The organism is Nonomuraea sp. 3-1Str (assembly GCF_031570565.1).
Taxonomy (GTDB): Bacteria; Actinomycetota; Actinomycetes; order Streptosporangiales; family Streptosporangiaceae; genus Nonomuraea.
Genome location: NZ_JALHBK010000005.1, coordinates 258,326 through 284,191, shown reverse-complemented (window position 1 = coordinate 284,191; position 25,866 = coordinate 258,326). Strand labels below are relative to the sequence as shown.

General features: G+C 72.9%; 23 protein-coding genes. 10 read left to right on the top strand and 13 right to left on the bottom strand.

Translation table 11 applies throughout. The features are described 5' to 3' along the window. Positions 1-12 precede the first annotated feature (12 nt). Positions 13-3,117, bottom strand: a complete 3,105-nt coding sequence (locus MTP10_RS11850; RefSeq protein ID WP_310709138.1) for a hypothetical protein — start codon at positions 3,115-3,117, stop codon at positions 13-15. Positions 3,118-3,325: 208 nt separating this feature from the next. Beyond that, on the bottom strand, positions 3,326-4,342 hold the full coding sequence (locus MTP10_RS11845) for a LacI family DNA-binding transcriptional regulator (protein WP_310709137.1): 1,017 nt from the start codon (positions 4,340-4,342) through the stop codon (positions 3,326-3,328). Positions 4,343-4,746: 404 nt separating this feature from the next. On the opposite strand from MTP10_RS11845, the gene MTP10_RS11840 reads away from it, so the two are divergent. From MTP10_RS11840 to MTP10_RS11825, 4 genes are read left to right on the top strand one after another with little or no spacing between them, the layout of a single operon-like run. After that, complete coding sequence (locus MTP10_RS11840; RefSeq protein WP_310709136.1) at positions 4,747-5,601, top strand: sugar ABC transporter permease; 855 nt, start codon at positions 4,747-4,749, stop codon at positions 5,599-5,601. After that, positions 5,601-6,425: a carbohydrate ABC transporter permease gene (locus tag MTP10_RS11835; RefSeq protein ID WP_310709135.1), complete on the top strand. Its 825-nt coding sequence runs from the start codon at positions 5,601-5,603 to the stop codon at positions 6,423-6,425. The genes MTP10_RS11840 and MTP10_RS11835 overlap by 1 nt, the downstream gene beginning before the upstream one ends. Positions 6,426-6,459: 34 nt before the next feature. Further along, positions 6,460-7,731 (top strand): extracellular solute-binding protein, encoded by a 1,272-nt coding sequence (locus tag MTP10_RS11830; RefSeq protein WP_310709134.1) that lies wholly within the window; start codon positions 6,460-6,462, stop codon positions 7,729-7,731. Positions 7,732-7,778: 47 nt separating this feature from the next. After that, the gene (locus MTP10_RS11825; protein WP_310709133.1) at positions 7,779-8,987 is read left to right on the top strand and encodes a hypothetical protein; all 1,209 of its coding nucleotides are present in this window, start codon (positions 7,779-7,781) and stop codon (positions 8,985-8,987) included. Between the two features lie 40 nt (positions 8,988-9,027). Here the strand turns inward: MTP10_RS11825 and MTP10_RS11820 are convergent, their stop codons facing one another. Continuing rightward, complete coding sequence (locus MTP10_RS11820) at positions 9,028-9,708, bottom strand: carboxymuconolactone decarboxylase family protein (RefSeq protein ID WP_310709132.1); 681 nt, start codon at positions 9,706-9,708, stop codon at positions 9,028-9,030. Positions 9,709-9,782: 74 nt separating this feature from the next. On the opposite strand from MTP10_RS11820, the gene MTP10_RS11815 reads away from it, so the two are divergent. After that, entirely contained in the window at positions 9,783-10,454 is a 672-nt protein-coding gene (locus MTP10_RS11815) for a TetR/AcrR family transcriptional regulator (protein WP_310709130.1), read from the top strand. Positions 10,455-10,505: 51 nt separating this feature from the next. Here MTP10_RS11815 and MTP10_RS11810 read toward each other — a convergent pair whose 3' ends face one another. The 5 genes from MTP10_RS11810 to MTP10_RS11790 form a co-directional block, all read right to left on the bottom strand. Next, positions 10,506-11,486, bottom strand: a complete 981-nt coding sequence (locus MTP10_RS11810; protein ID WP_310709129.1) for a pyridoxal-phosphate dependent enzyme — start codon at positions 11,484-11,486, stop codon at positions 10,506-10,508. Between the two features lie 75 nt (positions 11,487-11,561). After that, positions 11,562-12,263, bottom strand: a complete 702-nt coding sequence (locus tag MTP10_RS11805) for an MBL fold metallo-hydrolase (RefSeq protein WP_310709128.1) — start codon at positions 12,261-12,263, stop codon at positions 11,562-11,564. Further along, on the bottom strand, positions 12,260-12,964 hold the full coding sequence (locus MTP10_RS11800) for a DsbA family protein (RefSeq protein WP_310709127.1): 705 nt from the start codon (positions 12,962-12,964) through the stop codon (positions 12,260-12,262). Before MTP10_RS11800 ends, MTP10_RS11805 begins: the two co-directional genes overlap by 4 nt. After that, positions 12,961-13,446: a pyridoxamine 5'-phosphate oxidase family protein gene (locus MTP10_RS11795; RefSeq protein WP_310709126.1), complete on the bottom strand. Its 486-nt coding sequence runs from the start codon at positions 13,444-13,446 to the stop codon at positions 12,961-12,963. The genes MTP10_RS11800 and MTP10_RS11795 overlap by 4 nt, the downstream gene beginning before the upstream one ends. Next, positions 13,446-14,072 carry an NAD(P)H-dependent oxidoreductase gene (locus tag MTP10_RS11790; protein WP_310709125.1) on the bottom strand — a complete coding sequence of 209 codons (627 nt, stop codon included), beginning with the start codon at positions 14,070-14,072 and terminating at the stop codon, positions 13,446-13,448. The genes MTP10_RS11795 and MTP10_RS11790 overlap by 1 nt, the downstream gene beginning before the upstream one ends. A gap of 390 nt (positions 14,073-14,462) precedes the next feature. On the opposite strand from MTP10_RS11790, the gene MTP10_RS11785 reads away from it, so the two are divergent. Beyond that, entirely contained in the window at positions 14,463-15,362 is a 900-nt protein-coding gene (locus tag MTP10_RS11785) for a LysR substrate-binding domain-containing protein (protein ID WP_310709124.1), read from the top strand. A 21-nt stretch (positions 15,363-15,383) separates the two neighbouring features. On the opposite strand, the gene MTP10_RS11780 is transcribed toward MTP10_RS11785, so the two are convergent. Further along, positions 15,384-16,277 (bottom strand): AraC family transcriptional regulator, encoded by an 894-nt coding sequence (locus MTP10_RS11780; protein WP_310709123.1) that lies wholly within the window; start codon positions 16,275-16,277, stop codon positions 15,384-15,386. A 320-nt stretch (positions 16,278-16,597) separates the two neighbouring features. Here MTP10_RS11780 and MTP10_RS11775 point away from each other — a divergent pair, with 320 nt between their 5' ends. Both MTP10_RS11775 and MTP10_RS11770 read left to right on the top strand, forming a co-directional pair. Further along, complete coding sequence (locus MTP10_RS11775; RefSeq protein ID WP_310709122.1) at positions 16,598-19,294, top strand: family 78 glycoside hydrolase catalytic domain; 2,697 nt, start codon at positions 16,598-16,600, stop codon at positions 19,292-19,294. Between the two features lie 79 nt (positions 19,295-19,373). Then, positions 19,374-20,705 (top strand): hypothetical protein, encoded by a 1,332-nt coding sequence (locus MTP10_RS11770; RefSeq protein WP_310709121.1) that lies wholly within the window; start codon positions 19,374-19,376, stop codon positions 20,703-20,705. 129 nt (positions 20,706-20,834) lie between these two features. Here MTP10_RS11770 and MTP10_RS11765 read toward each other — a convergent pair whose 3' ends face one another. Both MTP10_RS11765 and MTP10_RS11760 read right to left on the bottom strand, forming a co-directional pair. Beyond that, positions 20,835-21,452, bottom strand: coding sequence for an ATP-dependent Clp protease proteolytic subunit (locus MTP10_RS11765; protein WP_310709120.1), 618 nt, complete (start codon positions 21,450-21,452; stop codon positions 20,835-20,837). A gap of 1 nt (position 21,453) precedes the next feature. Then, the gene (locus MTP10_RS11760; RefSeq protein WP_310709119.1) at positions 21,454-22,017 is read right to left on the bottom strand and encodes an ATP-dependent Clp protease proteolytic subunit; all 564 of its coding nucleotides are present in this window, start codon (positions 22,015-22,017) and stop codon (positions 21,454-21,456) included. Between the two features lie 137 nt (positions 22,018-22,154). On the opposite strand from MTP10_RS11760, the gene MTP10_RS11755 reads away from it, so the two are divergent. Together MTP10_RS11755 and MTP10_RS11750 are read left to right on the top strand one after the other, a co-directional pair. After that, positions 22,155-23,420, top strand: coding sequence for a histidine kinase (locus tag MTP10_RS11755; RefSeq protein ID WP_310709118.1), 1,266 nt, complete (start codon positions 22,155-22,157; stop codon positions 23,418-23,420). Further along, positions 23,417-24,064 (top strand): response regulator transcription factor, encoded by a 648-nt coding sequence (locus MTP10_RS11750; RefSeq protein ID WP_310709117.1) that lies wholly within the window; start codon positions 23,417-23,419, stop codon positions 24,062-24,064. Before MTP10_RS11755 ends, MTP10_RS11750 begins: the two co-directional genes overlap by 4 nt. A gap of 35 nt (positions 24,065-24,099) precedes the next feature. Here the strand turns inward: MTP10_RS11750 and MTP10_RS11745 are convergent, their stop codons facing one another. Together MTP10_RS11745 and MTP10_RS11740 are read right to left on the bottom strand one after the other, a co-directional pair. Further along, on the bottom strand, positions 24,100-24,957 hold the full coding sequence (locus tag MTP10_RS11745) for a DUF2268 domain-containing putative Zn-dependent protease (protein WP_310709116.1): 858 nt from the start codon (positions 24,955-24,957) through the stop codon (positions 24,100-24,102). A 105-nt stretch (positions 24,958-25,062) separates the two neighbouring features. Further along, positions 25,063-25,833, bottom strand: a complete 771-nt coding sequence (locus MTP10_RS11740) for a hypothetical protein (protein WP_310709115.1) — start codon at positions 25,831-25,833, stop codon at positions 25,063-25,065. Positions 25,834-25,866 lie beyond the last annotated feature (33 nt).

The following is a 25,866-nucleotide window of genomic DNA, read 5'->3' as shown; positions in this document are numbered from 1 at the left end:
ACGCCGCCCGGGTCAGGATCCTTGGCGGGCCGGCTCCCCCGAGGTCGTGCGGGCGGACGCCACGCGGACGTTGTCGAAGTCGACGGCCGCGCGGCCCGTCACGAGCTGGACGGAGCCGGACCCGATGATCGGGTCCGGATCGGTGACGGCGACCCGCGGCGTCGGCTCGGCGCCGACGAAGACGCGGATCTCCGCGCCGCGCAGCTCGACGCGGAGCCGCGCCGTCCCGGTGACCGCGGCGCCCGAGCCGCTCGCGATGACGCCCGTGCCGGCGCGGAAGACGTCGACCGAGCCGTCGGGCCGCAGGTAGACCATGTACCCGGACCGGGTGTAGGCGTCGCCCGGCTCGGCCGTCCGCACCTGGAGGCCGGCGAAGGCCGTGGACGTGGCCGACGTCCGGAAGGTGAGGTCGGCCTCGGCGAAGCCGTCGGCGATCCGCAGGTCGTCGACGACCGACTTCCAGCCGGTCCGCGTCGTGTCCCGCTGGCGGTACACGCCGTCGGCGACCGTCCAGGAGCCGTCCACGGCGGTCCACGCCTCGGACGTGGCCTGTGCCGAGGAGAAGCCGTCGCGGAAGACGACGCCCTCGGCGTCCGGCACGATCCGCAGGTCGAGGGCGTCGGTCTCGGTCGTCCCGCCGGTCCGCACGGACTCGGCCGTCAGCGGGCACGGCCCGGGCAACGCCGTCTCCCGTACGGTCACCTTCAGCTCGCCGGGGCCCTCGGCGGTGGCGGCGCCGGTGAGGCACGGCCCCGAGACGGTGACCCTGGCGATGTCGCGTCCGGTGATCCGCACCGTCAGCTCCTGCCCGGCCACGCCGGTCGCCGCGTCGAGCGTGGCGGTGACGAGGTCCTGGCCGACGTGGGAGCGCGCCGCCTCGGCGACCAGGCGCGCGGCGTCGCGCGCGCCGAGCACGCGCTCGCGGACCAGCCGGGCGGTCGTCTTCGTGACGTGGGCGACGAAGGCGCCGTGGCTCTCCCACCGCTCGCCGGCCCGCAGGAGGTCGGCGACCGTGCAGCCGGAGCCGTCGCCGGCGTTGGCGACGCCGGTGTCGCGGTCGCCGATGAACACGTGCGACCGCTCGTCGGAGCCGGGGCAGGCGTCGTCCACGACCCGGACGTCGTAGCCGAGCCGGCCCGTGGCCTTGACGTCGAGGACCTGAAGGGCGCGCCCGCCGCCCGCCACCGGGAAGGACGACGGCCACAGGGTCGCCGAGCCGGCGCCGGTCCAGCGGATCTCCAGGCTGCGCCCGCCACGGTTGACGACGACTCCTGAGACGCCCTCCGCTCCGGCCCGGGTGCCCACCTTCACGTCGCGGGAGCCGGCGGGGCCGCCGATCCACTGCAGCGTGTCGTCCTCGCCGAGGACGAGCGGGATGCGCTCGAAGAAGTCGCCCGTGCCCTCGACGCGCACCCTGAGGGTGTCGCCGAGGGTGACGGACTTGGTCACCGGCGCGCCCGCCGCCCGGTAGCGGATCTCCAGGGCGTCGAGGTCGGCCACGGTCGCCGGGTTGACGGGCGAGCCGTCGCGGAAGAACTCGGGGACCGGCTGGTCGTAGGCGTCGACGTGGAAGCCGTCGGCCGCCGCCCAGCCGGTGCCCCAGGACAGCTCCGCCTCGGCCGGGCGGGTGCGCGGGGCGCCGACCTGGGGGGCGTTCTGGCCCTGGATGACGACGCCGAGCTTCGGGTCGTACAGGTAGCTGAGCCCGAAGCGCTGATTGTCCCAGAAGCCGTACTGGGTGTTGACGTGCTTGCCGAAGCCCATGCCGGCGACGTAGGCGGGACGCTTGGCGAAGACGAAGCGCTGGCCGGTGGCCGAGTCCGCGCGGACCTCGGTGTACGGGGCTCCGGCGTAGGGCCGCAGCGTGCCGACGGCCGCCTCGCGCTCGGCCTCGGCCGGGTAGTACTCGTCCCGCAGCGCCACGTCGCGGATGACGGCGGGGTCCAGGTAGGCCCAGGCCGGCGCGACCAGCGGCGCGACCGAGGTCTGCCAGCCGCCCTTGACGAAGGCGGCGCGGCGCTCGGCGACCTCCTCCCGGGTGGCCGCGTAGGCGCGGGCCTGCGGGATGGTCCGGCCCCAGAGGTCGTTGGAGCCGATGGGCAGCTCGGCCGCGTAGTTCCAGCCGCGGTGGCGGGAGTCGACGGCGGTGTTGACGAAGTAGCCGTCGAGCTGCTTGTCGTAGAGCAGGTTGTACTGCGCCCAGTCCAGGTAGCGGCTCTGCATCCGGTCGATCACCGGCCGGGTCGCGGGGTCGGCCCAGCCCGCGAGGTCCTCGGTCTCCACCTCCAGGCTGTAGCGGTGGGCGACCGTGCCGTCCCGGAAGAAGCCGGCCTCGCTCTGCGAGATCTTCTCGTGGTCGGCCAGGCGCTGCTCGAAGCGGGCGCGCAACGCCGGGTCGTCGAGGCGGCGCAGCAGCCGCGAGATGCCGACCAGGCCGCCCGCGACCTGGTTGGCGAACTGCGAGCCGCGCGGCCCCCACACCTCCTGGTCCTCCAGGAACCAGGTGGCCGCCCGTTTCATGGCCGCGGTCAGGGACGAGACCAGCGCCGGGTCGACCGTGCCGTCGGCGTCGAGCAGCTCCAGCATGATCGCGTAGAGTTCCAGCGCGAAGCCCGTCGCGGCGCGCGAGTGGACGTCGCCGCTGCCCTGGGGGAACGACCCGTCGGCGTTCTGGGTGCCGAGCGTGAACCGCAGCGCCGCCTCCAGCCGCCGGCGCAGGGCCTCGTCGCGACGGTACGGGTTCCACGGGCGGTCGGCGGTGTAGAAGTAGGCGAGCGTGAGGACGTTCTCCATGACGCGCGCGTCGTCCGGTCCCTGACCGGCGCGCCAGCAGCCGCAGGTGATGAAGCCGTAGTTGGTGGCGCTGTCGTCGTTGACGCTGTTGGCCAGCCGGGCCAGGTTGGCGAGGTAGGGCGCGATCTGCTGCTCCAGGCCGGTGAAGTCGGCCAGGTCGATCGTGCCCGGGTCGAGGGGGGCGACCTCGGGCAGCGGGCCGCTCGGGGCCTGTGCGGCCGCCTGGGCCGCCGGTGTGAGCGCCAGCGCGGCGGTGACGGCCACGGCGGTGACGCTCCGCGCGCCACGGGCCCCCGGGCCGTCGCCATGTCGTGTCGATCTCATGATCGTGCCTCCAGGAAGGGCCGTCTCGCCCGGTGACCGGTTCTCGTGAATCGATTCACGGCGAGGTGTGCGGGCGAGCGTAGTGGCGAGATCTCAGCGATGTCAACGCTCCCGCACGCGCGATCGGCGGCCAGGGTGAGGCCCGGCCGCCGGGCGCCCCAGGGGCGGGGAGCCCGGGACGCGGGCGGGCTACGCGGGGGCGGGCGGGCTACGCGGGGGCGGAGCCGGCGATGGGCAGGGAGGTCGAGCGGATCACGAGTTCCGGCTCGAAACGTCCCTGCATGTCCTGCTCATCCTCGATGCCGAGCAGGATGCGGACGGCGCTCGCGCCGAGCGCCGCCGACGGGTGCCGGACGCTGGTGAGCGGCACGATCGCGAAATCGGCGAACTCTATGTCGTCGTACCCCACGAGCGACACGTCCTGCGGCACCCGGACCCCGGCCACGATCAGCCCGTGCAGGAGCCCGAGGGCGAGCAGGTCGTTGCCCGCGACGAGCCCGTCGGGGAAGTCGGCCTCCGGGCGTTCGAGCAGCGTCCGCGCGACCTTCTCCCCGACCTGCGCGGTCTGCACCCGCACGCGGACGATCTCCAGCGAGGCCGGCTCCGCGGACTCGGCGATCGCCCGCCTCACCCCGGCCAGCCGCAGGTCGATGTGGGGATGGGCGCCCCCCGCGAACAGCAGCCGCCTCCTGCCCTGGGCGAGCAGGTGGCAGGCGGCGAGGTAGCCGCCCCGCTCGTTGTCGCCGGAGATCGCCGGGTAGCTGTGCGGGCCCGGCGCGACACCGACGAGGACGAACGGCGTCCCCCGCCTGCTCAGCCCGAGCAGCTCGGCGGGCACGTCCGCGACCGGCGCGGCGACGATGCCGCTCACCTGCTGGGACTCGAAGAAGTTGATGTAGGCGCGCTCGCGTTCGAGGTTCTCGTCGCTGTTGGCGACGAGGATGAAACGGCCGTGCGCGGCGGCCTCGGCCTCGGCGCCCGCCGCGATCTCCGCGTAGACGGGGTTGCCCGCGCTGGAGACCAGCAGCCCGAGCGCGAGGCTGTGGCCGACGCGCAGCCGCCGCGCCGCGTCGTTGCCGACGTAGCCGAGCTCGTCGGCGGCGGCGAGCACGCGGCGCCGCAGGTCCGGCGAGACCCGGTCAGGCTGGGTGAAGGTGTAGGAGACCGTCGCCCGGGAGACGCCCGCGCGGGCCGCCACGTCACCCACGGTGGGGGCGGAGCTCACGACCTTCGATCGCCGTGGCGCCGGTGGGGAGGTCATCGGGCTCCTCACTGTCGTGCGGGGTCGGATCGCCGTCAGCCTAGCGCACCCGTGAATGGATTCACGAAGCCGGTGGCCGGACCGTTGACATGGTTCGAGGACGGCGCGTAATCTGCCCGAAACGCTCGTGAATCGATTCACGACTCGTTCACGCGAGCCGGTTCCCCCGGACCCGGCCGCCCAGGCGTCGCGAGGGGCGCCCGCCATGATCCATCCCCCGTGGCTCATCGAGCCCCGGCACCCATCTGCGAGAGGAGTCACACGTGGCCGTGCCGCATGCGACGACGTCACCGCCCGGAGCGCGGGAGCCCGGAGCACGCGAACCCGCCGCGCAGGCGCCTCCCAGAAGGGCCCGTCGCAGGGTGGGCGTGCGCGCCCCGTGGTGGTTCGTGGTCCCGGCCATCTCGGTCTACCTTTTCATCGTCGTCGTTCCCAGCGCCAACGGGGCCCTGTTCTCCTTCACCGACTGGAACGGGCTGCGCCCCGACTGGTCGTTCGTCGGCCTGGGCAACTACGCCGAGGTCTTCGCCGACCGGACCGCCCGCGACGCCCTGGTCAACACCCTCCTGCTGGCCGCCGCGGCCACCATGGCGCAGAACGTCGCCGGGCTGCTGCTGGCGCTCGGCGTGAACAGCGTGGTCAAGAGCCGTTACGTGCTGCGCGTCGTCTTCTTCGCGCCCGTGGTGCTCACGCCGCTGGTCGCGGGCTACGTGTGGAGCTTCCTGCTCTCGCCCAACGGCGCGGTCAACGACGCGCTGGAGGCCGTCGGCCTGGGCTCACTGAGGCATGACTGGCTGGGCGATCCGGACACGGCGCTGTACGCGGTCGTCGCCGAGATCGTCTGGCAGTTCGCCGGGTACTCGATGGTCATCTACCTGGCGGGCTTGCAGGCGATCCCGGCGGAGGTGCTGGAGGCCGCCACGATCGACGGGGCGGGCGCGTGGAGCAAGTTCCGCCGCGTGGTGCTGCCCCTGCTCAACGGCGCCGTCGTCATCAACGTGATGCTCTGCCTGATCGGCGGGCTGAAGCAGTTCGACCAGGTGATGGCCATGACCGGCGGCGGCCCCGGCACCGCCACCGAGACGATCTCCACGGCGATCTACAAGAGCGCCTTCTCCCTGGGCGACTTCCCGTTCTCGATCGCGCTGGCCGTCGTCATGACCGTGGTCATCGCGGTGCTGGCCGGCGTCCAGTTCCGCCTGACGCAGAGGAAGAGCTCCTGATGCACGCCCGCTACACCTGGCGGACCCTCACCCGCGAGGCGACGCTGATCCTGCTCGCGCTGCTGTTCCTCGTCCCGCTGGCCGGGCTGCTCAACGTCTCGCTGAAGCCGCAGGACAGCCAGACCAGCGCGCTGGCCTTCGCCTGGCCGCCCACCCTCGACAACTACGCGCGGGCGTGGAACGAGGCAAGCCTGGGCGCGGCGCTGGGCAACAGCTTCGTCATCACGATCGTCAGTGTGGTGCTGATCATCGCCTTCGCGGCGGCGGCCGCCTACCCTCTGGCCCGCGTGACCCGCGGCTGGTCGCGCTACACCTTCTCCTTCGTCATCGGCGGCCTGCTCGTCCCCGGCCAGCTCGCCCTGCTCCCGCTGTACGCGACCATGCGCGACATGGGCCTGCTCGGCACGGTGTGGGCGGTCATTCTGATCAACGTCGGACAGCAGATGCCGTTCTCGGTCTTCCTCTACACGATGTTCCTGCGCGAGCTGCCGCTCGACTACGAGGAGGCGGCGCTGCTCGACGGCTGCGGCCCGGTGCGCTCGTTCGTCACCGTCGTCTTCCCGCTGCTGCGGCCGGTGACCGGCACCGTGGTGATCCTCAACGCCGTGGGCATCTGGAACGAGTTCTTCACGCCGCTGCTCTACCTGGGCGGCAGCGACAACACCACGGCCCCCGTGGCGATCTACGGCTTCGTCAGCCAGTACGTCTCCCAGTGGCCCCTCATCTTCGCCGGCCTGGTGATCAGTGTCGTCCCGATCCTGGTCGTCTACTTCGCGCTGCAGAAGCACATCATCAAGGGCTTCGCCGGCGGCCTCAAAGGCTAGCGCTCCACCCCCGTCATCGACCCCGGAGTCTGTCATGAAGTCGTTCACCACCATCACGGCCGCCTGCTGCCTCGCGCTCGCGGCCGCCGCCTGCTCCACCTCGGGCGGCGGCTCCACCACCGCCGCCTCGCCCGGCCAGGTGCTGACGCTCGCCGCCGCCGGCCAAGGCCCGGCCAAGGCCGCGATCGCGGCGTTCGAGAAGGCCAACCCCGGCGTCACCGTGAAGGCCACCTTCACCGAGGACGACGCCTCCTACCAGCAGCAGGTCCGCACCCAGCTCGCCTCGGGGACCGCGCCCGACGTCTTCCGCATGTGGCCCGGCGGCGGCAACACCATGGCCGTGCGCGACCTCGGCAAGGACGGCATGCTGATGGACCTGTCCGGCGAGGGGTGGGCGGGCGGCATGAGCACCGACCTCAAGGCCGTCACCACTGACCCGGCCGGCAAGGTGGTCGCCGTCCCCGTCACGATCGGCGCCATCGGCGCGGTCTGGAACGACCAGGCGCTCCAGGCCAGCGGCCTGGCCAAGCCGACCACGTGGCCGGAGGTCCTGACGTTCTGCAAGGAGGCCAAGGCCAAGGGCGTCGTGCCGTTCGCGCTGGGCCTGAAGTCCGCCTGGGTGACCCAGCTCGTGCCGTACGCGCTGACCGCCTCGCTCGTCTACGGTCCGAACCCCTCCTTCACCCAGCAGCAGAAGGAAGGCAAGGCCACCTTCGCCGCCTCGGAGTGGAAGCAGGCGCTGGAGAAGTACCTGAAGATGCGCGACGAGGGCTGCTTCAACGACAGCCCCAACGGCGTCGGCTACGACGAGCAGATGCAGATGTTCGGCCAGGGCAAGGCCCTCGGCGTGGTCCACGTGCTGTCGGCCGTGCAGTCGGCGCTGGAGTACGCGCCCAAGGGGACGACGTTCTCGATGACGCCGTTCCCCGCCACAGACAGCGCCGAGGGCACGTACGTGCCGGTGTCGGTCGGCATCGTGTACGGCGTCAACGCCAAGGCCGCGAACCCGGAGCTGGCCCGCAAGTTCGTGCAGTTCCTCGCCTCCCCGGAGGGCCAGGCCGTGTACGCGACCGCCTCCGGCAGCAGCCCCGCCCTGGCGGCCCCCGGCTTCAAGGCCGACGCGCTGCAGCAGCCGGTCCTGGACGCCGTCGCGGCGAAGAAGTCCACGCTCTACCCCGACCAGGCGTGGCCGGGCCCGAAGGTCCAGCAGGAGCACCTGACCTCGATCCAGGAGCTGTTCAACGGGACGGTGGACGTGCCGGGCGTGCTCGGCCGCATGGACAAGGCGTTCACGGCCGCCCGCTGACAGAGGCGTGTGTCCATCCCCCGACGACGAACACGACGAAGGAAACCATGACGTTCAAGGAGGCGTGCCTGTGGATCACGCCCAAGATCTTCGACGATCTGCGCGACCCCGCCCCCGGCGTGGCGGCGTTCTTCGACCACCACGCCGGCTGGGTCGTCGACCGGCCCGTCACGATCGTGTTCTGCGCCGGCAACGGCGACCACGTCCTCAACTACGCGGGACGCGGCTCGTGGGGCGACGGCTTCGACTGGGCCCGCTACAACTGCTTCGCGCTGGGTCCCGGCGGGCCCGCCGCGATGGTCAGGAAGCACAACCGTGACTGGCTGGCCCGGGTGCGCGACGGCGGTGAGCGCTCGGCCAACCCGTACTCGGCCGGGCCGATGTTCACCCTGTCCGAGCAGCCGATGGACTACGCGACGCTGGCCGGGATCTACGCGGCCGTGCGGGTGGAGGCGGAGCGGCGGGGGCTGCGGGTCAGCCTGCTGGAGTACCTGGAGCCGGGGCCGGAGTTCTGCCGCAGCGAGTGGAAGACGGTTCTGCATCCCGAGGTGGCGGCGAGCGCCGCCGACGCCGGCGGGCACCTGGTGCCCGGCGTGATCGACGTGACCGCCCCGCTGGCCGCCGACGCCCGCCGGTACGCCGCCTTCCCCGGCGGCATCCCGGCCGGGCTGCCCGCCGGGGACTTCGTCGCCGCCCAGACGGCCGCGTTCGCGGACGACTTCGGCCTGGACGGCGTCATGCTCGGCAACCAGTTCGGGCTGGTCGGGTTCTGGCACCCCGACAACGCGCCGCCGCTCACCCCGGAGCGGTCGGCCGGGATCGAGCGGTTCTTCCTGCGGCTGCGCGAGGCCATGGGCGGGCGGCTCGTGTACTGGATGGACACGTACTGGCGGGCCGAGGTGGAGCGGGCGGCGTGGGGCATGACCGACGCCGCCTACCAGAGCCTCGACGCGATCCTGGTGAGCACGTTCGCCGTGCTGGTGGAGCGCACCGAGATCGTCCCGAACCTGCTGAGCAAGGCCGCCCTGGGCGGGCCGCGCCCGCTGCTCGGCCTGGACTTCGTCGACCCGTGGTACTGGTACCGGACGTACCTGGACGACCGGCGGACGTACGTCTACCAGCGGGAGGTGCTGGCCGGGCACGCCGCGTCGGTGGCCGGGGTCTCGTTCTTCGCCAACGACACCTTCGGCCACTTCGTGCCCGAGCCGGAGCTGGGGTCCACCCTGGAGGTCGTGCGGAAGGCGGAGATCGGCTGACGCTCAGGAGGCCACGCGGCGCGGACAGTGCCCGCCTCGGTCAGGCGTAGACGGAGCCTGTCTCGGTGAGCAGCGCGTTCAGCACGCGCATGCCGCGCCAGGCCCGCGTGAGCCCGAAGAGCGCGGAGAACCGCACGACGGCGCGGACCTCCTCGGGCGTGGCCCCGGCGCCGAGGGCCCGCGTCGTGTGGGCGCGGAAGCTCTCGTCGAGCGTCTGATAGAGCACGTCCACGGTCATCGTCGCGAACGCGCGCTCCCGCACGCTGAGCCGCGTCATCCCGGCCCGCATGCGTGACTGCAGGGCCATGTACCCGCCGAAGGGCGCGTCCAGTTCGGTGACCGCCCGCAGCATCGACGCCGGCAGTGGGCTGCCCGTGCCGTCGGCGTTCACCTCGTGCCCCTCCCCCGCGGAGCCGTCCAGGCCGTGCGCCCGCTCGATCTCGGCCAGCCGGGCCAGCGCCGCGTGCGCCGCGGGGTAGCCGCTGTCGTAGGCGATGAAGCGGAGCAGCTCGCGCAGGTCGCCCACGGGCACGCCGTGCTCCAGCGCCGTCGTCACATGCTCCTCGAACGGCAGCCCGAGGGTCTGCTCGCAGACGTCGGCGACGACGGACAGCAGGATCTTCTCTCTCGTGGTCAGCTCCGGGAGCTCGTCCCAGACCGCCCGGTAGGTGGCCGCGCTCATCTCCGCGAACACGGGGTCCAGCGCCTTCACATCCGACATGGCTCTCCTCAATGACTGAACGGTTGTAGCGCTACGACTGTAGCCCAACACCTGTCCCCCTACAATGGGTCGTCATGGACACGATCGACGAGCAGCCCGGCGAGCAGAGCGGTGGGCGGGGCGATCACCGGGGCGATCGGCGGGGCGGCGGGCGGCGGCGCAACCCGCGCGGCCAGGGCGACCGGCTGCGCGACGAGATCGTCACCGTCACCGTCCGGCTGCTGGACGAGCTGGGCGACGACCAGGCCCTGTCCCTGCGCGCGGTCGCGCGCGAGGTCGGCATCGCGACGACCTCGGTCTACATCCACTTCGCCGACCGCGACGCCCTCGTGCTCGCCGCGCTGGAGCGCTTCCACGGCGATCTCGTACGCGCCGTGGACGAGGCGGAGGCCGCCGCCCCGGACCCCGCCGGCCGGCTGCGCGCCCGGGTCCTGACGCTGGGCGAGTGGGTACGGCGTCACCCGGGCCTGTACAAGGTGCTGCACGAGAGCACCCTCAACCAGCGCGCGTCGATGACGTTCAAGCAGGAGCTGACCGAGCGCACCACCGCCGTGGTGCGGAGCTGCATGGACGCCGGGCTGGCCCCGCCGGACGATCCCGCGCTCGTCTCGCTGGACCTCCGGGCGGCCGTCCACGGCGCGGTGTCGATGCGCGTCAACCAGCCCGACATGCCGTGGCCGCCGCTGGAGGACCAGGTGGACCGGTTCCTCGCCAAGCTCGTCGGCATCCGGCCCGCCTCCCCCTGACGGCTCTCCGGGTGACGAGGAGCGCCGAGACATGGGGGCGAGGAGCGATCGTCACGACCCGTGGAGGGGAGCCGCGCCGACCCAGCGGTGGTAGGCGTCCACGTCGACGTTGCCGCCGCACACGATGGTGACCACGTGCCGGCCGGCGAAGCGGTCACGGTCTTCGAGGATCGCCGCGATGCCGAGCGCGGCCGACGGCTCGACGACGAGGCCGGCATGGTCGAGGAGCATCCGCATACCGGCGATGATCGACGTCTCCCGGACCAGGACGGCGTCGTCAGCGACCAGGAGGAGGTCGTCCAGGACGGCTGGGATGGGACGCCGGCCGGCGACGCCGTCAGCGATGGTGTCGGTCGAGTCGGTGGTGACGACGCGCCGTCGGCGCCACGAGTGTGTCATCGCCGGTGCGCCCAGCGGCTGGACGCAGATCACCTCGGCTTCGGGCGCGTAAGCCTTCACCACGTGACCCACACCGGTGGCCAGCGCCCCGCCGCCGAGAGCGATCAGGACGGCGTCGAACGACGGCGCGGCGTCCACCAGTTCCAGGCCGATGGTCGCCGCGCCCTCGCAGGTCTCGATGTCCAGGCTGTCCTCGACCAGCCGGATGCCGTCGTACCGCGCGATGTCCGCCGCCCGCTCGCGGGCCGTGTCGAAGTCGCCGTCCACCAGCTCCAGCCTGGCGCCCAAGGCGCGGATGCGGTCGAGCTTGGCCGCGGGCGCGAACCGGGAGGCCACGACGGTGACGTCGAGCCCCCGGCCGCGACCGGACCAGGCGAGAGCTTGACCGAGGTTGCCCGCGCTGGCGCACACCACGGCCCGCGGGCCATGCTCGGCGAGCAGGCTCGCGACCACCTCGGTGCCGCGGGCCTTGAAGCTGCGCACCGGGTTCGCCGTTTCGAGCTTGACGCTCACCGCGCATCCGAGGGCGGGCTCCAGCGCCTCGCAGCGGTACAGCGGAGTGTCGAGGAAGACCGGGTCGATCACCCGGCGGGCCGCCCGGATCCGGGCGGTGTCGAGGCGCGTCTCCTGCACGGCACAGCAGCGTAGCTCCGCCGGCGCAGTTTCGTGCGGGTGCACGCCGGCGACCCGTGCCGGACGGCCGGTCGCTCACCAGCCGCGTGCGATCCATTCGTCGAGGTGCGGGAGCTCGGCGGCCACGGTGGTGCTGCGGCCGTGTCCGGGATGGATGCCGGTCGCGCCCGGATACGCCAGGAGCCTGCGTACGGACCGGATGATGACCGGAAAGTCCGACAGCGGAGGCCCGGTGAGTCCGGGCCCGCCGGGGAACAGGGTGTCCCCGGTCAGCAGGTGCCCGTCCACTGCCACCGTCAGCCCGCCCGGCGTGTGCCCAGGGGTGTGCAGGGCACGGACCGCCAGCGGACCGACGTGCAGGATCTGGCCGTCCAGGATCGGCACGGACACGCCATCCCACAGCCGGACATCAGCGGAGAAGGCCAACCGCGCGGGGTCGCGCGCCAGGAGATCGGCCGTCGCGGTGCCCGCGTCCCAGTGGCCGGCGCGGCGGGCGGTCGCGATCTCGTGCGGCCATACGGGCTGGTCGGCGGGGTGCGCGAGAACCGGGACGCCCAGCTCCTCCACGACCTCGGGCACGGCCAGAACGTGATCGAAGTGCGCGTGGGTGAGGAGCACGGCGACCACGTCCAGGCCGGCGACGGCGTCCAGGACGGAACCTGGCTCGTCCCCGGGATCCACGATCAGCGCGCGGCGGTCGCCGTGGGCGTGCAGGATCCAGCAGTTGGTCCCGAGCACGCCGACGACGACCCGCCGCAGCACGGCCCTGGCGGTCACACCTGTACGACCCGTTCGAGCAGGTCGTCGTACACGCCGGGGTCATGGGAGTCGACGACGGGGAAGCCGGCCGCCCACGGACCCTCCCAGTGCACCCGGACCCCGGGATTGTTGACGGCGGTCCCGTCCGCGAAGCGGAACGTCGGGCTGCCGGGAACGGTGTCGGTCCGGGAGATGGCGAAGTCGCGCATGACGTCGGCCCGGTGCCGGCCGTCGTCCAGCGCGGCGGCCAGCTCGGTCACGTCGACGACGCCGGCCGGCAGCTCCCCCGCGACCTGCAGGATGACCTGCCGGTGGCTGATCGACCGGGACTGAGTCCAGAACGCCCGTCGCAACGCGAGGTCGAGCTCCTCCCCGGCCGCCAGGCTCTGCGCGTTCGCGGCGTGCACGGCTTCGGCGGCGAGCAGCACGGTGTGGGGGTAGAGGTCGTCGGCGGCGGTCCAGACCCGGAACTCCGCGTCAGGCTCGATCTGCCCCAGCCCGACGGCCTCGGTGTCGGTGCCGCGGCGGGGATGCGGGCCGTTGAACAGCTCCAAGGGAAACGTCCGGTGCTCAAGCCGGACGATTCCATCCAGACCGAGCCGCGTACGTGCCCGGCGCAGCCGCAGCAGACCGACGTAGGCGAACGGGCACAGCAGGTCCGACCAGACCTGGACGGTGCCCGCCGCGACCGGCGGCGGCGCGGAAGGGTCTGTTGTCATCCGTGCTCCTGATGCTCGGTTCCGGCGGGATTGGTGGTGAATCGGGCCGGCCGCAGCAGTACGGCGGCACGGCGCTCCGCGGCCATCACGCGGTCGTACTCGGCCAGATCAGAATGGTTCCCGCCGGCGGCGTGGTAGATGTCGCGCAGCAGCCCCGGCAGCCCGCCGGGGCCGGCTCCCGGCAGCGGATCGTCAGGGCCGGCGAGCTGGGCGGACCCGTGGGCGGCGACCCACTCCCATCCGGACCGGAAGACGAGCGTGGCGTGCGGGTTCCGGCGCAGATTCGCCAGCTTCGCGGTGCCGCCACGGGCGACGAAAGCGAGCGTGGAGGCCCCGGTGACCGGATGCGGCAGGATCCCGGCGTTGACGACGCTGACCGACGGCTGCCCGTCCGGCCGCAGTGTCACGAGCACCGCGAGCCACCGCTCCGTCTCGCCGTACTCCCGGACGAGCCGCAGCCCCTCCTGCTCGGAAACAGCCATCAGAAGACTTTCGCGATGTCCCGGGCGCGCGCGTCGGCCGCCCGCCGCGCATCGTCCCAGTCGCCGGTGAGGGTGGGGTGGAATCGGATCTGCTGGAGGTCGGTCAGGCCGGTCCAGCGCAGCCAGTCCTCGAAGAACGTCGACTGGAAGTCGCTGCCGAACTCCGGACCGAGGGGCGGCCCCCATACCGCGCTGGTGTAGATGACGGCCACCCGCTTGCCGCGCCCCGCCAGCTGGTGGCCGTACCCGGTCACGGGGTCGACGGTGAAGATCCAGCCGGGCTGGCTGACGACGTCGATGAACTGCTTGAGCACGTACGGCACCGACGCGTTCCACATCGGCACGCTGAAGAGCAGCCGGTCCGCGGAGTCGAACCGCTCGAACGTCGCACGCGCGGCGGCCCACGCCTCGGCCTCGGCTCCCCGCGGCTCGTCGCCGGCGAACACCGTCATCTTGGCCCTGGCCCCTACGGCGAAGCCGGGCAGCGATCCGTCCCAGAGGTCCCAGTGCTCGACCTCGTCACCGGGGTGGGCCTCCTGGTACGTCTCCGTGAACACCCGCGCGATCCGCAACGACTCCGACGCCTCGCCGCGTGGCGAGGCGGAGATGTGCAGCAGCTTGCCCATCGTGATCGACCTCCTCAAATCTAGCGGACTGCGGTCCGCTTATCTCGATGAGCGCCACGATACGGACTCCGGTCCGCTTTAGTCAACAGGTGGAGGCCGAGCAGGATGACCGTGGACGGCGCTGCAGAAGGTGCCGCCGCGCCGCCATCACCGAAATGGTCAGTCAGCTATGGAAGCTGGAGAATCCCTCCGATGAAGACGCCAGGTGATCTTTTGGAGGCGGCCGGGATCCATGACCGTATAGAGGCGGCACTGGCTCCGCGCCCCAGGTCATCCTGACCGTCGTGGCGGGCCGCCCCGGGCGCGCCGCGCACAGACCCAGACGCCATGGGGCGCGAGTTATCTTCTCTGAGGTTGATATCGCTGCGGCGTTATACATCTGGAGGCGTGATGGAGTTCAACTCGCTCAGGCAGTTCCTGGTGGTGGCGCGGCTGGAACACCTCAGCGGCGCGGCCGAGGAGTTGCGCGTCGCCCAGCCCTCGCTGAGCCGTACCATCGCCCGTCTGGAGAGCGAGCTGGGCGCGCCGCTGTTCGACCGGAGCGGCCGGCTGCGGCTGAACGACACGGGGCGGCTCTTCCGCGATCACGTCGAGCGCGCGCTGGGCGAGCTCGACGCGGGGCGGCGAGCCGTCGCCGAGGCCACCAGCGAGGGGGTGGGCAGCGTGCGGCTGGCCTCGGAGACCTTCCTCACGCTCACCGGGCCGTTGGCGGCCTACAAGCGCGCCCACCCCGACGTCGAGGTCGAGCTCCGCTGGGCGCCGGCCGAGGACATGGCCCGCCGACTGCGCTCCCAGGACGTCGATCTGTGTGTCGCCTCGCAGCCGATCCCCGCGGAGGGCCTGGAGTCGGTGGAGCTGCTCGACGAGGCGGTGGGGCTGGCCATGCCGCTCGACCATCCACTGGCGGGCCGCGCCTCCGTGAGCGTCGAGGAGCTCGCCGGCCAGGCCTTCGTCAGCGCCGGCAGAGGGCACTGGCAGCGGCGGCTCCTGGACCGGCTCTTCGCCGCACGAGACCTGACCCCGAAGATCGTCTGCGAGGTCGACGAGCCCAGCGCCATCGCGGCCCTGATCAGCGCGGGGCTGGGCGTCGGTCTCGTCCCCGCCTTCGCCCTGAGCAGTTCCACGCGCGTCCATGCCGTCTGGGTCCCCGTCGACAGCCCGGACTGCCGGCGCGCGGTCACCCTGTACTGGGGCGCCGGCAGCCACCTGTCCACCGCCGCCCGCCTGATGCGCGCCACGATCGCCGACTGGAACTGGATCACCGGCGAACCGCAGGAGCAGCGCCGATGACACGCTTCGTGGTCGTCGCGGTCAGGCGAGGTGGGTGCGGAAGCGGGTGCGGTAGGTGGTGGCGCTCAGACCGTAGTAGCCCTTGAAGCGCCGCGCGAAGTAGCTCTGGTCCGGCCACCCCACCGCCTGGGCGATCGAGGTGACCGGCTCGTCCGTGCGCAGCAGCAGGTCGGCCGCCGTCTCCACCCGGAGCCGCCCCAGGTACGCCATCGGCGGCAGCCCCGTGGCCGTCCTGAACAGGCGCACCAGGTACGCCGGGCTGAGTCCGACGCTTCCGGCCAGCTCGCCCAGCGTCCACTCCCTGGCCAGCTCGGCCTCCACCATCCGCACCACCCGCATGACGGTCGGATGGGTCAGCGCCGTGCCGGGGGCGACCTCGTCCTGGCCGGCGCTGACCGTGCGGGACAGCAGGCCGAGGAAGAGGGACAGCCAGCCGATCACGTCGGCCCGGTGGTCCTGGATGCGCCGCTCGCGGAGCCGGTCGAGCTGCTCCAGGTAGCCGACGCCGGCGCTCAGCTCAGGATCGCGCAGATGGGCCGTCAGGAGGCCGCGGCGCTGGAGGGAGTGCGGGCCGGTCCAGAGCAGGTAGCCGAGCCGGGCGTCCTCGCGGGTCCAGGCCAGCTCGCCGCGGAGCAGGTCGGTGCCGACGCAGCAGTTGTACAGATCGAGTCCGGCGCACCGCTCGTAGCCGTGCCACACCCCGGGCCGCAGCAGCACGACGTCGCCGGCCCGCAACTCCTGGCGTCCGGACAGGGAGTGGTGGACGGCGGTTCCGGCGACCACGACGGCGATCTCGACGAAGCTGTGCGTGTGGACCGGCTCCTCGCCCTCGTGCGTGAAGCGGCTCGCGTAGGCGGGCGAGCCGTCGTCGAAGTAGAGCAACCCGCGGGACATCTTGAGCGGCGATCCCGTCACGCAGCCACCCTAGCCGTACAGATCAGGTCAATTTTGTCCAAGTCTGATGTCTTTAGTGCTATCTGCGGGACCGCACCGCCTCGGATGATGCTTCGTGTCCGCTCCTTAACAGCCCGGACACGAGCCGGTCATACCCGCGGCCTCGGTGCGACGGACTTCCTTCCGCAGCCTCCTCGTCCCGGCCACGCGTCCGGCCGGGCCGCGCCCGCGGCCCGGTCGGCCGGCCCGTCACCCGGCGCGCCGGTCCGAGGGAAGGCCTGACACCCAGGCCGTACGACACCCAACGAAGAACTCCCCGAACAGGCAGAGGAAGGACGATCGTGCCCAGCCTGACCCCATACGGCCTGACCTGCGAACTCCTGGAGGAACCCCTCGGGCTGGACGAGCCCCGTCCCCGCCTGTCGTGGAGGCTCGCCTCGGACCGGCGGGGCGACACCCCGGCGGCCTACCGGCTGAGGGTGGCCGCGCGGCCCGAGGACCTCGACGAGCCCGGCAGGCTGCTGTGGGACACCGACCTGGCCGAGCCGCCCGAGACCCCGTACGTCCGCTACGACGGGCCGCCGCTGCAGTCCGGCACCCGCTACCACTGGCGGGTCTCGCTGTGGGACGCGGCCGGCGCGCCGGCGGGCGAGGCGACGTCCTGGTTCGAGACGGGCCTGCTGCACGCCGGCGACTGGACAGCCGCCTGGATCGGCGAGGACCCCGCCCTCATCCCGATCGTCGACCCGCCGGCCGACGACGACCGCACGGAGCGGACCCGGCCGCTGAACCCCTCCCCGCACCTGCGCCGCGCGTTCCGGCTCGACGCGGCCGCCGTGCGGGCCCGGGTGTACGTGAGCGCCCGCGGCCTGTACGAGCTGTCGCTGAACGGCCGCCGGGTCGGCGACCACGAGCTCGCCCCCGGCTGGACCGACTACCGCGAGCGCGTCCCGTACCAGGTGCACGACGTGACGGACCTGCTGCGCGAGGGCGAGAACGTCCTCGGCGCGATCCTGGCGGACGGCTGGTGGAGCGGCTACGTCGGCTTCGACGCCCGCCACCAGGCGCTGCACTACGGCACGGCGCCGCAGCTGCTCGCCCAGCTCGTCGTGGACTTCGCCGACGGCTCGCGCCGCGTCGTCGCCACCGACGGCACCTGGCGGACCCGGCGGGGGCCGATCGTGTACGGCGACCTGCTCATGGGCGAGCGGTTCGACGCGCGCCTGGCGCTGACCGGCTGGGACGCGCCCCGCTACGACGACCAGGGCTGGACGCCCGCCGTCGTCCTCGACCGCGACCTGTCGGCGCTGACCGCCACGACCGACCGGCCGGTGCGCGCGGTGGCGGAGCTGCCCGCCGTGTCGGTCACGCCGCGCGGCGACGGCCGCCACATCGCCGACCTCGGCCAGAACATGGTGGGCCGGGTCCGCCTGACCCTGCGCGGCCTGCCCCGCGGCACCGCGATCAGGCTGCGGCACGCCGAGATGCTCGACGACGGCGAGCTGTACCTGGACAATCTGCGCACCGCGGAGGCCACCGACCACTACGTGGCGGCCGGGGAGCCCGTCGAGGTGTTCGAGCCGCGCTTCACCTTCCACGGGTTCCGGTACGTGGAGGTCAGCGGCCTGCCCGGCCCGCTGCGCGCCGGGGACGTGACCGGCGTGGTGCTGATGAGCGACACGCCCGCGGCGGGCGAGTTCCACTGCTCGGACCCGGTGGTGACGCAGCTCCAGGCGAACATCGTGTGGGGGCAGCGGGGCAACTTCGTCTCGGTGCCGACCGACTGCCCGCAGCGCGACGAGCGGCTCGGCTGGCTGGCCGACGCCCAGGTGTTCCTGCCGACGGCCGCCCGCAACGCCGACGTGGCCGCGTTCTTCGCCCGCTGGATGCGGGACGTGGTCAGCGGGCAGGACGCCGACGGCGCGTTCCCGAACGTGGCCCCGAAGGTGTGCGTCACCCAGGAGGGCGCCCCCGCCTGGGGCGACGCGGGCGTCATCATCCCGTGGCACCTGTACAAGGCGTACGGGGACGTACGGGTGCTCGAACGCTCGTACCCCGCGATGACGGCCTGGGTGGAGCACGTCCGGCGGCACAACCCCGACCTGATCTGGCGCTCCCGCGTGGGCCAGCACTACGGCGACTGGCTGCAGATCGGCGTGGAGACGCCCAGGGAGGTGCTGGCCACCGCCTACTTCGCCCGCTCCGCCCAGCTCACCGCGCAGGCCGCCGCCGTCCTCGGCCGCAAGGACGACGCCGCCGCGTACGGCGAGCTGCACCGCTCGATCCGAGAGGCGTTCGCCGAGGCGTTCGTCGAGCCGGACGGGCGCGTGGCCGGCGGCACGCAGACCGCCTACCTGCTGGCGCTGGCCTTCGACCTGCTGCCCGGCCACCTCGTGCCGGCCGCGGCCGATCACCTGGCCGCCGACGTGGAGGCCCGCGGCCGGCATCTGACGACCGGCTTCCTCGGGGTGTCGCTGCTGTGCCCGGTGCTGACCGAGCACGGCCACGCCGACCTGGCGTACGCGCTGCTGCACCAGGACGAGTTCCCGTCCTGGTGCTACTCGATCCGGCACGGCGCCACCACCATCTGGGAGCGCTGGGACGGCTGGACCGAGGAGGGCGGCTTCCAGTCGGCGAACATGAACTCCTTCAACCACTACGCGCTCGGCTCCGTGGGCGACTGGCTGTACGGGCGGGTCGCCGGCATCGACCAGGACTCCGGCTCGGTCGCCTACCGGCGGCTGCTGCTGCGCCCCACCGTCGGCGGGCGGCTGAGCTGGGCCCGGGCCCACCAGGAGACCCCGTACGGCCGCGTGGCCTGCGGCTGGCACCGGGAGGACGGTGGCGTCCGCGTCGAGGCGTCGGTGCCGCCGGGCGCGACGGCCGTCCTGCACGTCCCCACCTCCGACGCCGCGGCCGTGCGCGAGGGCGGCCTGCCGGTCGAGGCGGCCGAGGGCGTGCGGGTGGCCGGCGAGTGGCGCGGCGTGCTGGCCGTCGAGCTGGCCTCCGGCGACTACGCCTTCACAGCCCCCCTCTGAGCCCCCGGTCCCCGCGACGTTCGAGGAGGTGACCCGCGCCGCTCCCGCTCCACCCACCCCCCACGGAGAGGACACCCCCTTGTCCACGTCGATCGCGAGACTCGCCGCCCTCCTCCTGCTCCTGATCACTCCGCTCGCCGCGGCCACCGCCGCGCACGCCGGCCCGGTGGACGACTCGACATACGGAACCCCGCTCGTCGCCGTCCCCGGGGCCGGCCTCGTCTGGCACCCCACGACCGGCCTCGCCACGCTCAAGGCGCAGGCCGGCCTGACGCCGGTGGGGTTCGGCGACGTCATGGGCAGCGTCAACCACCCCATGCGCGCCTGTGACAGCACCGAGGCGGCGGGCCTGCCGATCCTGCCCGCCGCCACGGTGAGCTGGTGCTGGGACACCGGTGACGCCGACACCGAGACCTGGATCCCGCAGAGCGTGACCACCTCCGGCGACGCCGACGACGACGGCGCCTGGGGGCCGTACCAGGTCATCCTCGGCGGCTGGAACCACTGCAACTCCGCCGAATGCGGCAGCAACCCCCGCAACAACGACGCCAGGGTCGCGTTCATCGACTACACGAACCCGTCCGCGCCGAAGTACCGCTGGGTCTACCTGGTCGCCCCCACGGACGGCACCGCCAACGCGAACGCCACCAGCTACGCCAACAACACCTTCGGCCCCGCCAAGGCGCACATCGGCGGCATGGCGTGGTACGGCGACAAGCTCTACGTCAGCGCCACGGGCGCCAACTCGACGGGCATCCGGGTCTTCAGCATGAACGAGATCCTCCAGGTCAACGACGGGAGCTCGGCCATCGGCAGGACCGGCTCGGGTTACGCGGCCTACGGCTACCAGTACGTGCTGCCGGAGATCGGCTTCTACAGCTACGCCAGCGGCACCTGCTCGATGAGCACCGACTCGGGCGTGCCCTGCTTCGCGTCGATCTCGCTGGACCGCGGCACCACCCCGGACAGCCTGACCGCCGTGGAGTACTTCAGCGACCCGGCCCTGCACGGCCGCCTCTACCGCTACCACCTGGGTGGCGCGAACTTCCTGCTCAGCGGCGACTCCCGCGGCTACACCCCGGCCGCCCAGGCGTACCGCGCCCAGGTGGGCAACATGCAGGGCGTCCTGTCCTGGAACGGCACCTGGTACGTCTCGCACAGCCGGCGGGACGAGCGGGGCCAGCTGTGGGCCCTGAGCACCTCCACCGGCAGGTCCCACACCTGCTCCAACCCGTACAGCTCGCCACGCGCGTGCTGGTCCCTGCATCCCGAGTCGCTGTCGTACAACTACGCCACCGGCATGGTCTGGTCGCTCACGGAGTGGACCAGGAACCAGTGCGCCACCGAGACGGCCACCCCGCAGCGCTGCGGCCGGGCCGTCTTCGCCTTCCCCCGCACCGCCCTGCCGTAACCCGCCCAGCCCGCCCCAGCCCAGCCCGCCCCAGCCCGCCCCAGCCCAGCCCGGCCCAGCCCAGCCCGGACCCGGGTGGAGAGTGCCCCCCTGCTCTCCACCCGGGCCGTGCCCGTCCGGGAACGCGGGTCAGCGGGCGGGGGCGAGGTTGCGTTTGCGGGAGGCGAAGACGTCGTCCACCAGCCCGTACGTGCGTGCCTGCTCGGCCGTGAAGATGCGGTCGCGCTCCAGGTCACGCCGGATGTCCAGCACCGGGCGGCCGGTGTGCCGGGCGAGGATCTCCTCCTGCTGGTCGCGCATGCGCAGCAGCTCGCGCGCGTGGATCTCCAGATCGCTCGCCTGCCCGCGCCCGCCCTCGGCGGACGGCTGGTGGAGCAGCACCCGGGCGTGCGGCAGCGCCGCCCGCTTGCCGGGCGTGCCCGCCGCCAGCAGCACCGCCGCCGCCGAGGCGGCCTCGCCGATGCACACCGTCTGGATCTCCGGCCGGACGAACTGCATGGTGTCGTAGATGGCCGCCATCGAGGTGAACGACCCGCCCGGCGAGTTGATGTAGAGGTTGATGTCGCGGTCGGGGTCGAGCGACTCCAGCGTCAGCAGCTGCGCCATGACGTCGTTGGCGGAGGTGTCGTCGATCGGGGTGCCGAGGAAGATGATCCGGTCCTCGAACAGCTTGGCGTACGGGTTGGTCTCCTGCACGCCGTAGGAGGTGCGCTCGGTGAAGGAGGGCAGCACGTAGCGTCCGCTCATGTCAGTTCATCCCTTCGGCGATGTGGTCGACGAACCCGTACTCCAGAGCCTCCTTGGCGGTGAACCAGCGGTCGCGGTCGGAATCGGCCTGGATGCGCTCCAGCGGCTGGCCGGTGTGGTGGGCGATCAGCTCGGCCATGCGGCGCTTGGTGTAGAGGAGGTTCTCGGCCTGGATCTGGATGTCGCTCGCCGAGCCGCCGATGCCGCCGAGCGGCTGGTGCATGACGACGCGGGCGTTGGGCAGGGCGTAGCGCTTGCCCTTGGTGCCGGCGCACAGCAGGAACTGCCCCATGGAGGCGGCGAAGCCCATCGCCACCGTCGCCACGTCGCACGGCACGAACTGCATCATGTCGTACAAGGCCATCCCGGCGTGCACGGAGCCGCCCGGCGAATTGATGTAAAGAGTTATGTCGCGCTTCGGATCCTCGGCCGCCAGCAAAAGCATCTCGCCGCACAGCCGATTGCAAATGTCGTCGTCGACCTCCTGGCCGAGAACCAGGATGCGTTCCTTCAGCAGGCGCTGGCTGAGCTGGTCAGGCCATTGCGCGCGCGGGGTCTCCGTCATGGGTCGCCTTTCTCTCGGACTATTGCCCAAACGCTAGACCCGGCCCCGCGCCATTCATCGCTCTTTTCGCTGGGGGCGCATTTCTCTCAGGGCGCATTACTCCGTCAGCGAATAATCGTCGACATATACTCGCGGATGTGAGAAAGAACCTCCCCCGGCGCTGGGCCTGCCTGATCCTCGGCGGGGCGCTGCTGATGCCGTACATGATGGCCGGGGCCCTCGTGGCCGGGCTGGTGCGCGGCGAGGGCGCCGGCCTGCTGATGCCGGTGCAGGTGGGCGTGTTCGTCGCGGTGCTGCCGGTGGTCGCGGTCACCGGGCTGTTCCTGCCGGTGCGGGGGCTGGAGGTGAGCGCCGCGCAGGGGCTGCTCGGCGCGCGGGTGGAGACGCCGCCGCGCGAGGCCCGCCGGTCGTGGCAGGAGCGCCGCCGCACCGCCTCGTGGTTCACGCTGCACCTGGCCGTCGGGGGCGTCGTCAGCGGCTTCACGCTGGCGGTCGTGCCGTTCACGGTGTACACGCTCGCGCTGCCGGTCGTCGGCGCGCCGTCGCGGGGGGTGGCCGTCGAGATCCTGGGCCAGGAGGTACGGCCCGGCTGGCAGGTGCTCGCGTGGACGCTCGCCGGGGTCGTGGCGCTCGTGGCGCTGGTGCTGATGGCGGCGGGGGCGGGCGGGCTGCTGGCCCGGCTGGCGCCCGTGCTGCTCGGCCCCACCCCCGGCGAGCGGCTGGCGGCGGCCGAGGAGCGGGCCCGCGTGCTGGCCGAGCGCAACCGGCTGGCCCGCGAGCTGCACGACTCGGTGGGCCACGCCCTGAGCGTGGTCACCCTGCAGGCCGCCGCCGCGGGACGGGTGCTCGACCGCGACCCGGGGACGGCGCGCACGGCGCTGGAGGCCATCGAGCGGTCGGCGCGCGCCGCGCTGGAGGACCTGGACCACGCGCTCGGCGTCCTGCGCGCGGGCGACCCGCCGCGCCCCGCCCGCGCGCCCGCCCCCCGCATCAGGGAGGAGTGGGCGACGCTGAAGGACCTGGACGCGCTCGTCGCCGCCTCGGGAGCGTCCGTGGAGCGCGAGGTGGGCGACGTGTCCGCGGTCCCCGCGCCGATCTCCAGGGAGGCGTACCGGATCGTGCAGGAGGCCCTGACCAACGCCATCAGGCACGGACACGGCACGGTACGGCTGGCGGTGGCCGTACGCGACGGCGACCTGCGCCTGGAGGTGGCCAACCGGACCGCCGCGTCGTCCGGGGGGACCGGAGCCGCGGTGGGCGGGGGGCGGGGGCTGGCGGGCATGCGCGAGCGCGTACGGCTCCTGAGCGGCGAGCTGGAGGCGGGCCCGGCCGACGCCTGCGACGGCGCCCCGGAGGGCTGGTGGCGGGTGACCGCGCGGCTGCCGCTACGGTCTGCTCCATGACGGTGAGAGTCGTGATCGCCGACGACGAGGACCTGGTGCGCGCGGGCCTGCGGATCATCCTCGGCTCCGAGCCGGGACTGGAGGTGGTCGGCGAGGCCGCCGACGGCGCCGAGGTCCTGCCCGTGGTGCGCCGCGAGCGCCCCGACGTGGTGCTCATGGACGTGCGGATGCCGGCCGTCGACGGCATCCAGGCCACCCGCCGGCTGGTGTCGCTGGACGCCCCGCCGAAAGTGATCGTCGTCACGACGTTCGAGAACGACGACTACATCTACGACGCGCTGCGCGCCGGGGCCGACGGGTTCCTGCTGAAGCGCACCCGGCCCGACGAGCTGGTGCGGGCGGTCAAGCTCGTCGCCGCCGGGGACTCGCTGCTGTTCCCGGCGGCGATCCGGGCGCTGGCCGGCCGCCGGCCCGTGACGGCCGTGCCGGGCGTCGACCGGCTGACCGGCCGCGAGGGCGACGTGCTGCGGCTGATGGCCCGGGGGCTGTCCAACGGCGAGATCGCGGCCGAGCTGGTCGTCGGCCAGGAGACGGTCAAGACCCACGTCGGCAACGTGCTGGCCAAGCTCGGCGCCCGCGACCGCACCCAGGCCGTCATCGCCGCGTACGAGTCCGGCTTCGTGTCCCCCGCCGACCCCGGCTGAGATCCCCCCCTGACGCGCGCCGGTCCGGAGGGTCGTCAGGCGCGGGAGCTCTCCAGGATGCGGGAGGGGGGCAGCAGGCTGCTCTCCGCCGCCGTCATGCCGGTCGCCTCCAGGTGCGCGTCCACCAGCCGCAGCCCCACCGCGTACCCCGCCATGTCGGGGATGCCGCGCGGCTCCGAGCCGAAGCGGCGCGCCGCGGTGTCGCCCAGCACGTACGCGGGCGTGTTCGCCATCCCCTCCAGGTCGATGTCCGCCATGATCCGCTCGTACGCCGACTCCAGCGGGGCCCCCGTCACCCTCGACGACCACGGCCCCATGGCCTCCGGCCCCGACAGCTCCCGCACGAACGCCTCGGCCAGCCCCTCGGCCACGATGTGCTCGCCGACGGTCACGGTGGCCGGGTTCCACTCCACGGTGGTGTAGCGGACGCTGTGGTGGAACTCGTGGACCGCGCAGTGCGCGATGCGCCCGATGTTCTCGTCGGTGGGCCAGGCGAGCAGGTACAGCCAGCCGGGCGCGCCGGCGATGCCGTAGTAGCCGCCGGTGTCGCTCATGAGGTAGTCGTCGTCGGGGTTGCCGAGGATGAACATGACCTGCAGCGAGTCGGGCTGCGGGGCGTCCTTGAGCCGTTCGGAGGCGCGGCGCAGCTCCCGCTCGACGTGGCCGAGCACGTCGGCGTCGATCATCCGGCGCAGGGCCGGCAGGTAGCGCGGGTCGTCGGCGTCGACGCGGAAGCCGGAGCCCCGGTGGTGGATGTCGACGATGTCGCCGGGCATCGGGACGGCGGACCGCACGGGGGCCATCAGCTCGCGCAGGCGGTCGGGACGGCGCTCCAGCGGCTGCTCCAGCAGGTCCGCCATGGCGGCGAGGGTGTCGTGAACGATGAACTCCATGCCGCGGGACGCTAAAGCCTCCCGCGACAGGAGGCTCAACCTGTTCCACGGCGGCCCGGCCTCCACGGCGGCCCGGCTTCCACGGCGACCGGGCGAGTGGGCGGCTCAGAGCTGCTGGTCCTGGCCCTGGTCGTCGCCGGGCGAGTGGTCCGGCGTGCCCCGGCCGCTCTGGCTCGGCGACGGCGACGGGGAGGGCGTGGGCTGCTGCGGCTCGGGCGTGGCGGGGGTGGGCGGCGGCGTCGGCTGGAAGTTGGTGGGCGGCAGCGGCCTGGGCATCGGCTCACTCTCCGACCGGCCGAACAGCAGCAGCATCGCGATCACCGTGAGCAGCAGCACCAGCACGGCCAGGGCCAGCGCCGCCAGCAGCACCCGCTTGCGCGTCTCGGTGAGGGGCGCGGGCCGGGGCGGCGGGCCGGGCAGCGCGGGCGCGCGGTCGGTCAGCCAGTACGGCACGAAGTCGGGGCCGTGCGCGGGCCCGATGAAGGTGCCCCCGACCATCACCGGCCCGAGGAACCACTCGGCTCCCGGCCGGCCCGGCACATACGGCACGGCCACCCATGGCGCCTTGCCGGTCTCCATGGCCAGCACCTCGGGCGTGCCCTCCAGCACGGCGGCCCGCGACCGGGCGGCCCGGCCGAGCCAGCCGCGTACGCCGCCGCGCGCCGACGCCTCGCGCATCGCCGTGACGAACCGCTCCCGCGCCGCCGCGTCGAAGGCGGCGCCCCGGGTCAGCACGGCCAGCGACACGGCGCGCCCGTCGGCGCCCTGCCCGAGGTACACGAACCCGGCCGGTGCCTGGTTCAGGCGCGCCTGAACCACGAACGGCCCGAGCCGCGGAGGATCGCCATACTGCAGCGGACTTGCCACGTTTGCCATGAAAGCACAGACGTGGCGTGATGCACGTTCGCG

What these genes read in the sequence shown, in the direction of transcription:
- MTP10_RS11850 (WP_310709138.1), bottom strand. Translation starts at nt 3,117, where the DNA reads ATGAGATCGACACGACATGGCGACGGCCCGGGGGCCCGTGGCGCGCGG.
- MTP10_RS11835 (WP_310709135.1), top strand. Translation starts at nt 5,601, where the DNA reads ATGCACGCCCGCTACACCTGGCGGACCCTCACCCGCGAGGCGACGCTG.
- MTP10_RS11830 (WP_310709134.1), top strand. Translation starts at nt 6,460, where the DNA reads ATGAAGTCGTTCACCACCATCACGGCCGCCTGCTGCCTCGCGCTCGCG.
- MTP10_RS11825 (WP_310709133.1), top strand. Translation starts at nt 7,779, where the DNA reads ATGACGTTCAAGGAGGCGTGCCTGTGGATCACGCCCAAGATCTTCGAC.
- MTP10_RS11820 (WP_310709132.1), bottom strand. Translation starts at nt 9,708, where the DNA reads ATGTCGGATGTGAAGGCGCTGGACCCCGTGTTCGCGGAGATGAGCGCG.
- MTP10_RS11815 (WP_310709130.1), top strand. Translation starts at nt 9,783, where the DNA reads ATGGACACGATCGACGAGCAGCCCGGCGAGCAGAGCGGTGGGCGGGGC.
- MTP10_RS11800 (WP_310709127.1), bottom strand. Translation starts at nt 12,964, where the DNA reads ATGACAACAGACCCTTCCGCGCCGCCGCCGGTCGCGGCGGGCACCGTC.
- MTP10_RS11795 (WP_310709126.1), bottom strand. Translation starts at nt 13,446, where the DNA reads ATGGCTGTTTCCGAGCAGGAGGGGCTGCGGCTCGTCCGGGAGTACGGC.
- MTP10_RS11790 (WP_310709125.1), bottom strand. Translation starts at nt 14,072, where the DNA reads ATGGGCAAGCTGCTGCACATCTCCGCCTCGCCACGCGGCGAGGCGTCG.
- MTP10_RS11785 (WP_310709124.1), top strand. Translation starts at nt 14,463, where the DNA reads ATGGAGTTCAACTCGCTCAGGCAGTTCCTGGTGGTGGCGCGGCTGGAA.
- MTP10_RS11765 (WP_310709120.1), bottom strand. Translation starts at nt 21,452, where the DNA reads ATGAGCGGACGCTACGTGCTGCCCTCCTTCACCGAGCGCACCTCCTAC.
- MTP10_RS11760 (WP_310709119.1), bottom strand. Translation starts at nt 22,017, where the DNA reads ATGACGGAGACCCCGCGCGCGCAATGGCCTGACCAGCTCAGCCAGCGC.
- MTP10_RS11750 (WP_310709117.1), top strand. Translation starts at nt 23,417, where the DNA reads ATGACGGTGAGAGTCGTGATCGCCGACGACGAGGACCTGGTGCGCGCG.
- MTP10_RS11745 (WP_310709116.1), bottom strand. Translation starts at nt 24,957, where the DNA reads ATGGAGTTCATCGTTCACGACACCCTCGCCGCCATGGCGGACCTGCTG.
- MTP10_RS11740 (WP_310709115.1), bottom strand. Translation starts at nt 25,833, where the DNA reads ATGGCAAACGTGGCAAGTCCGCTGCAGTATGGCGATCCTCCGCGGCTC.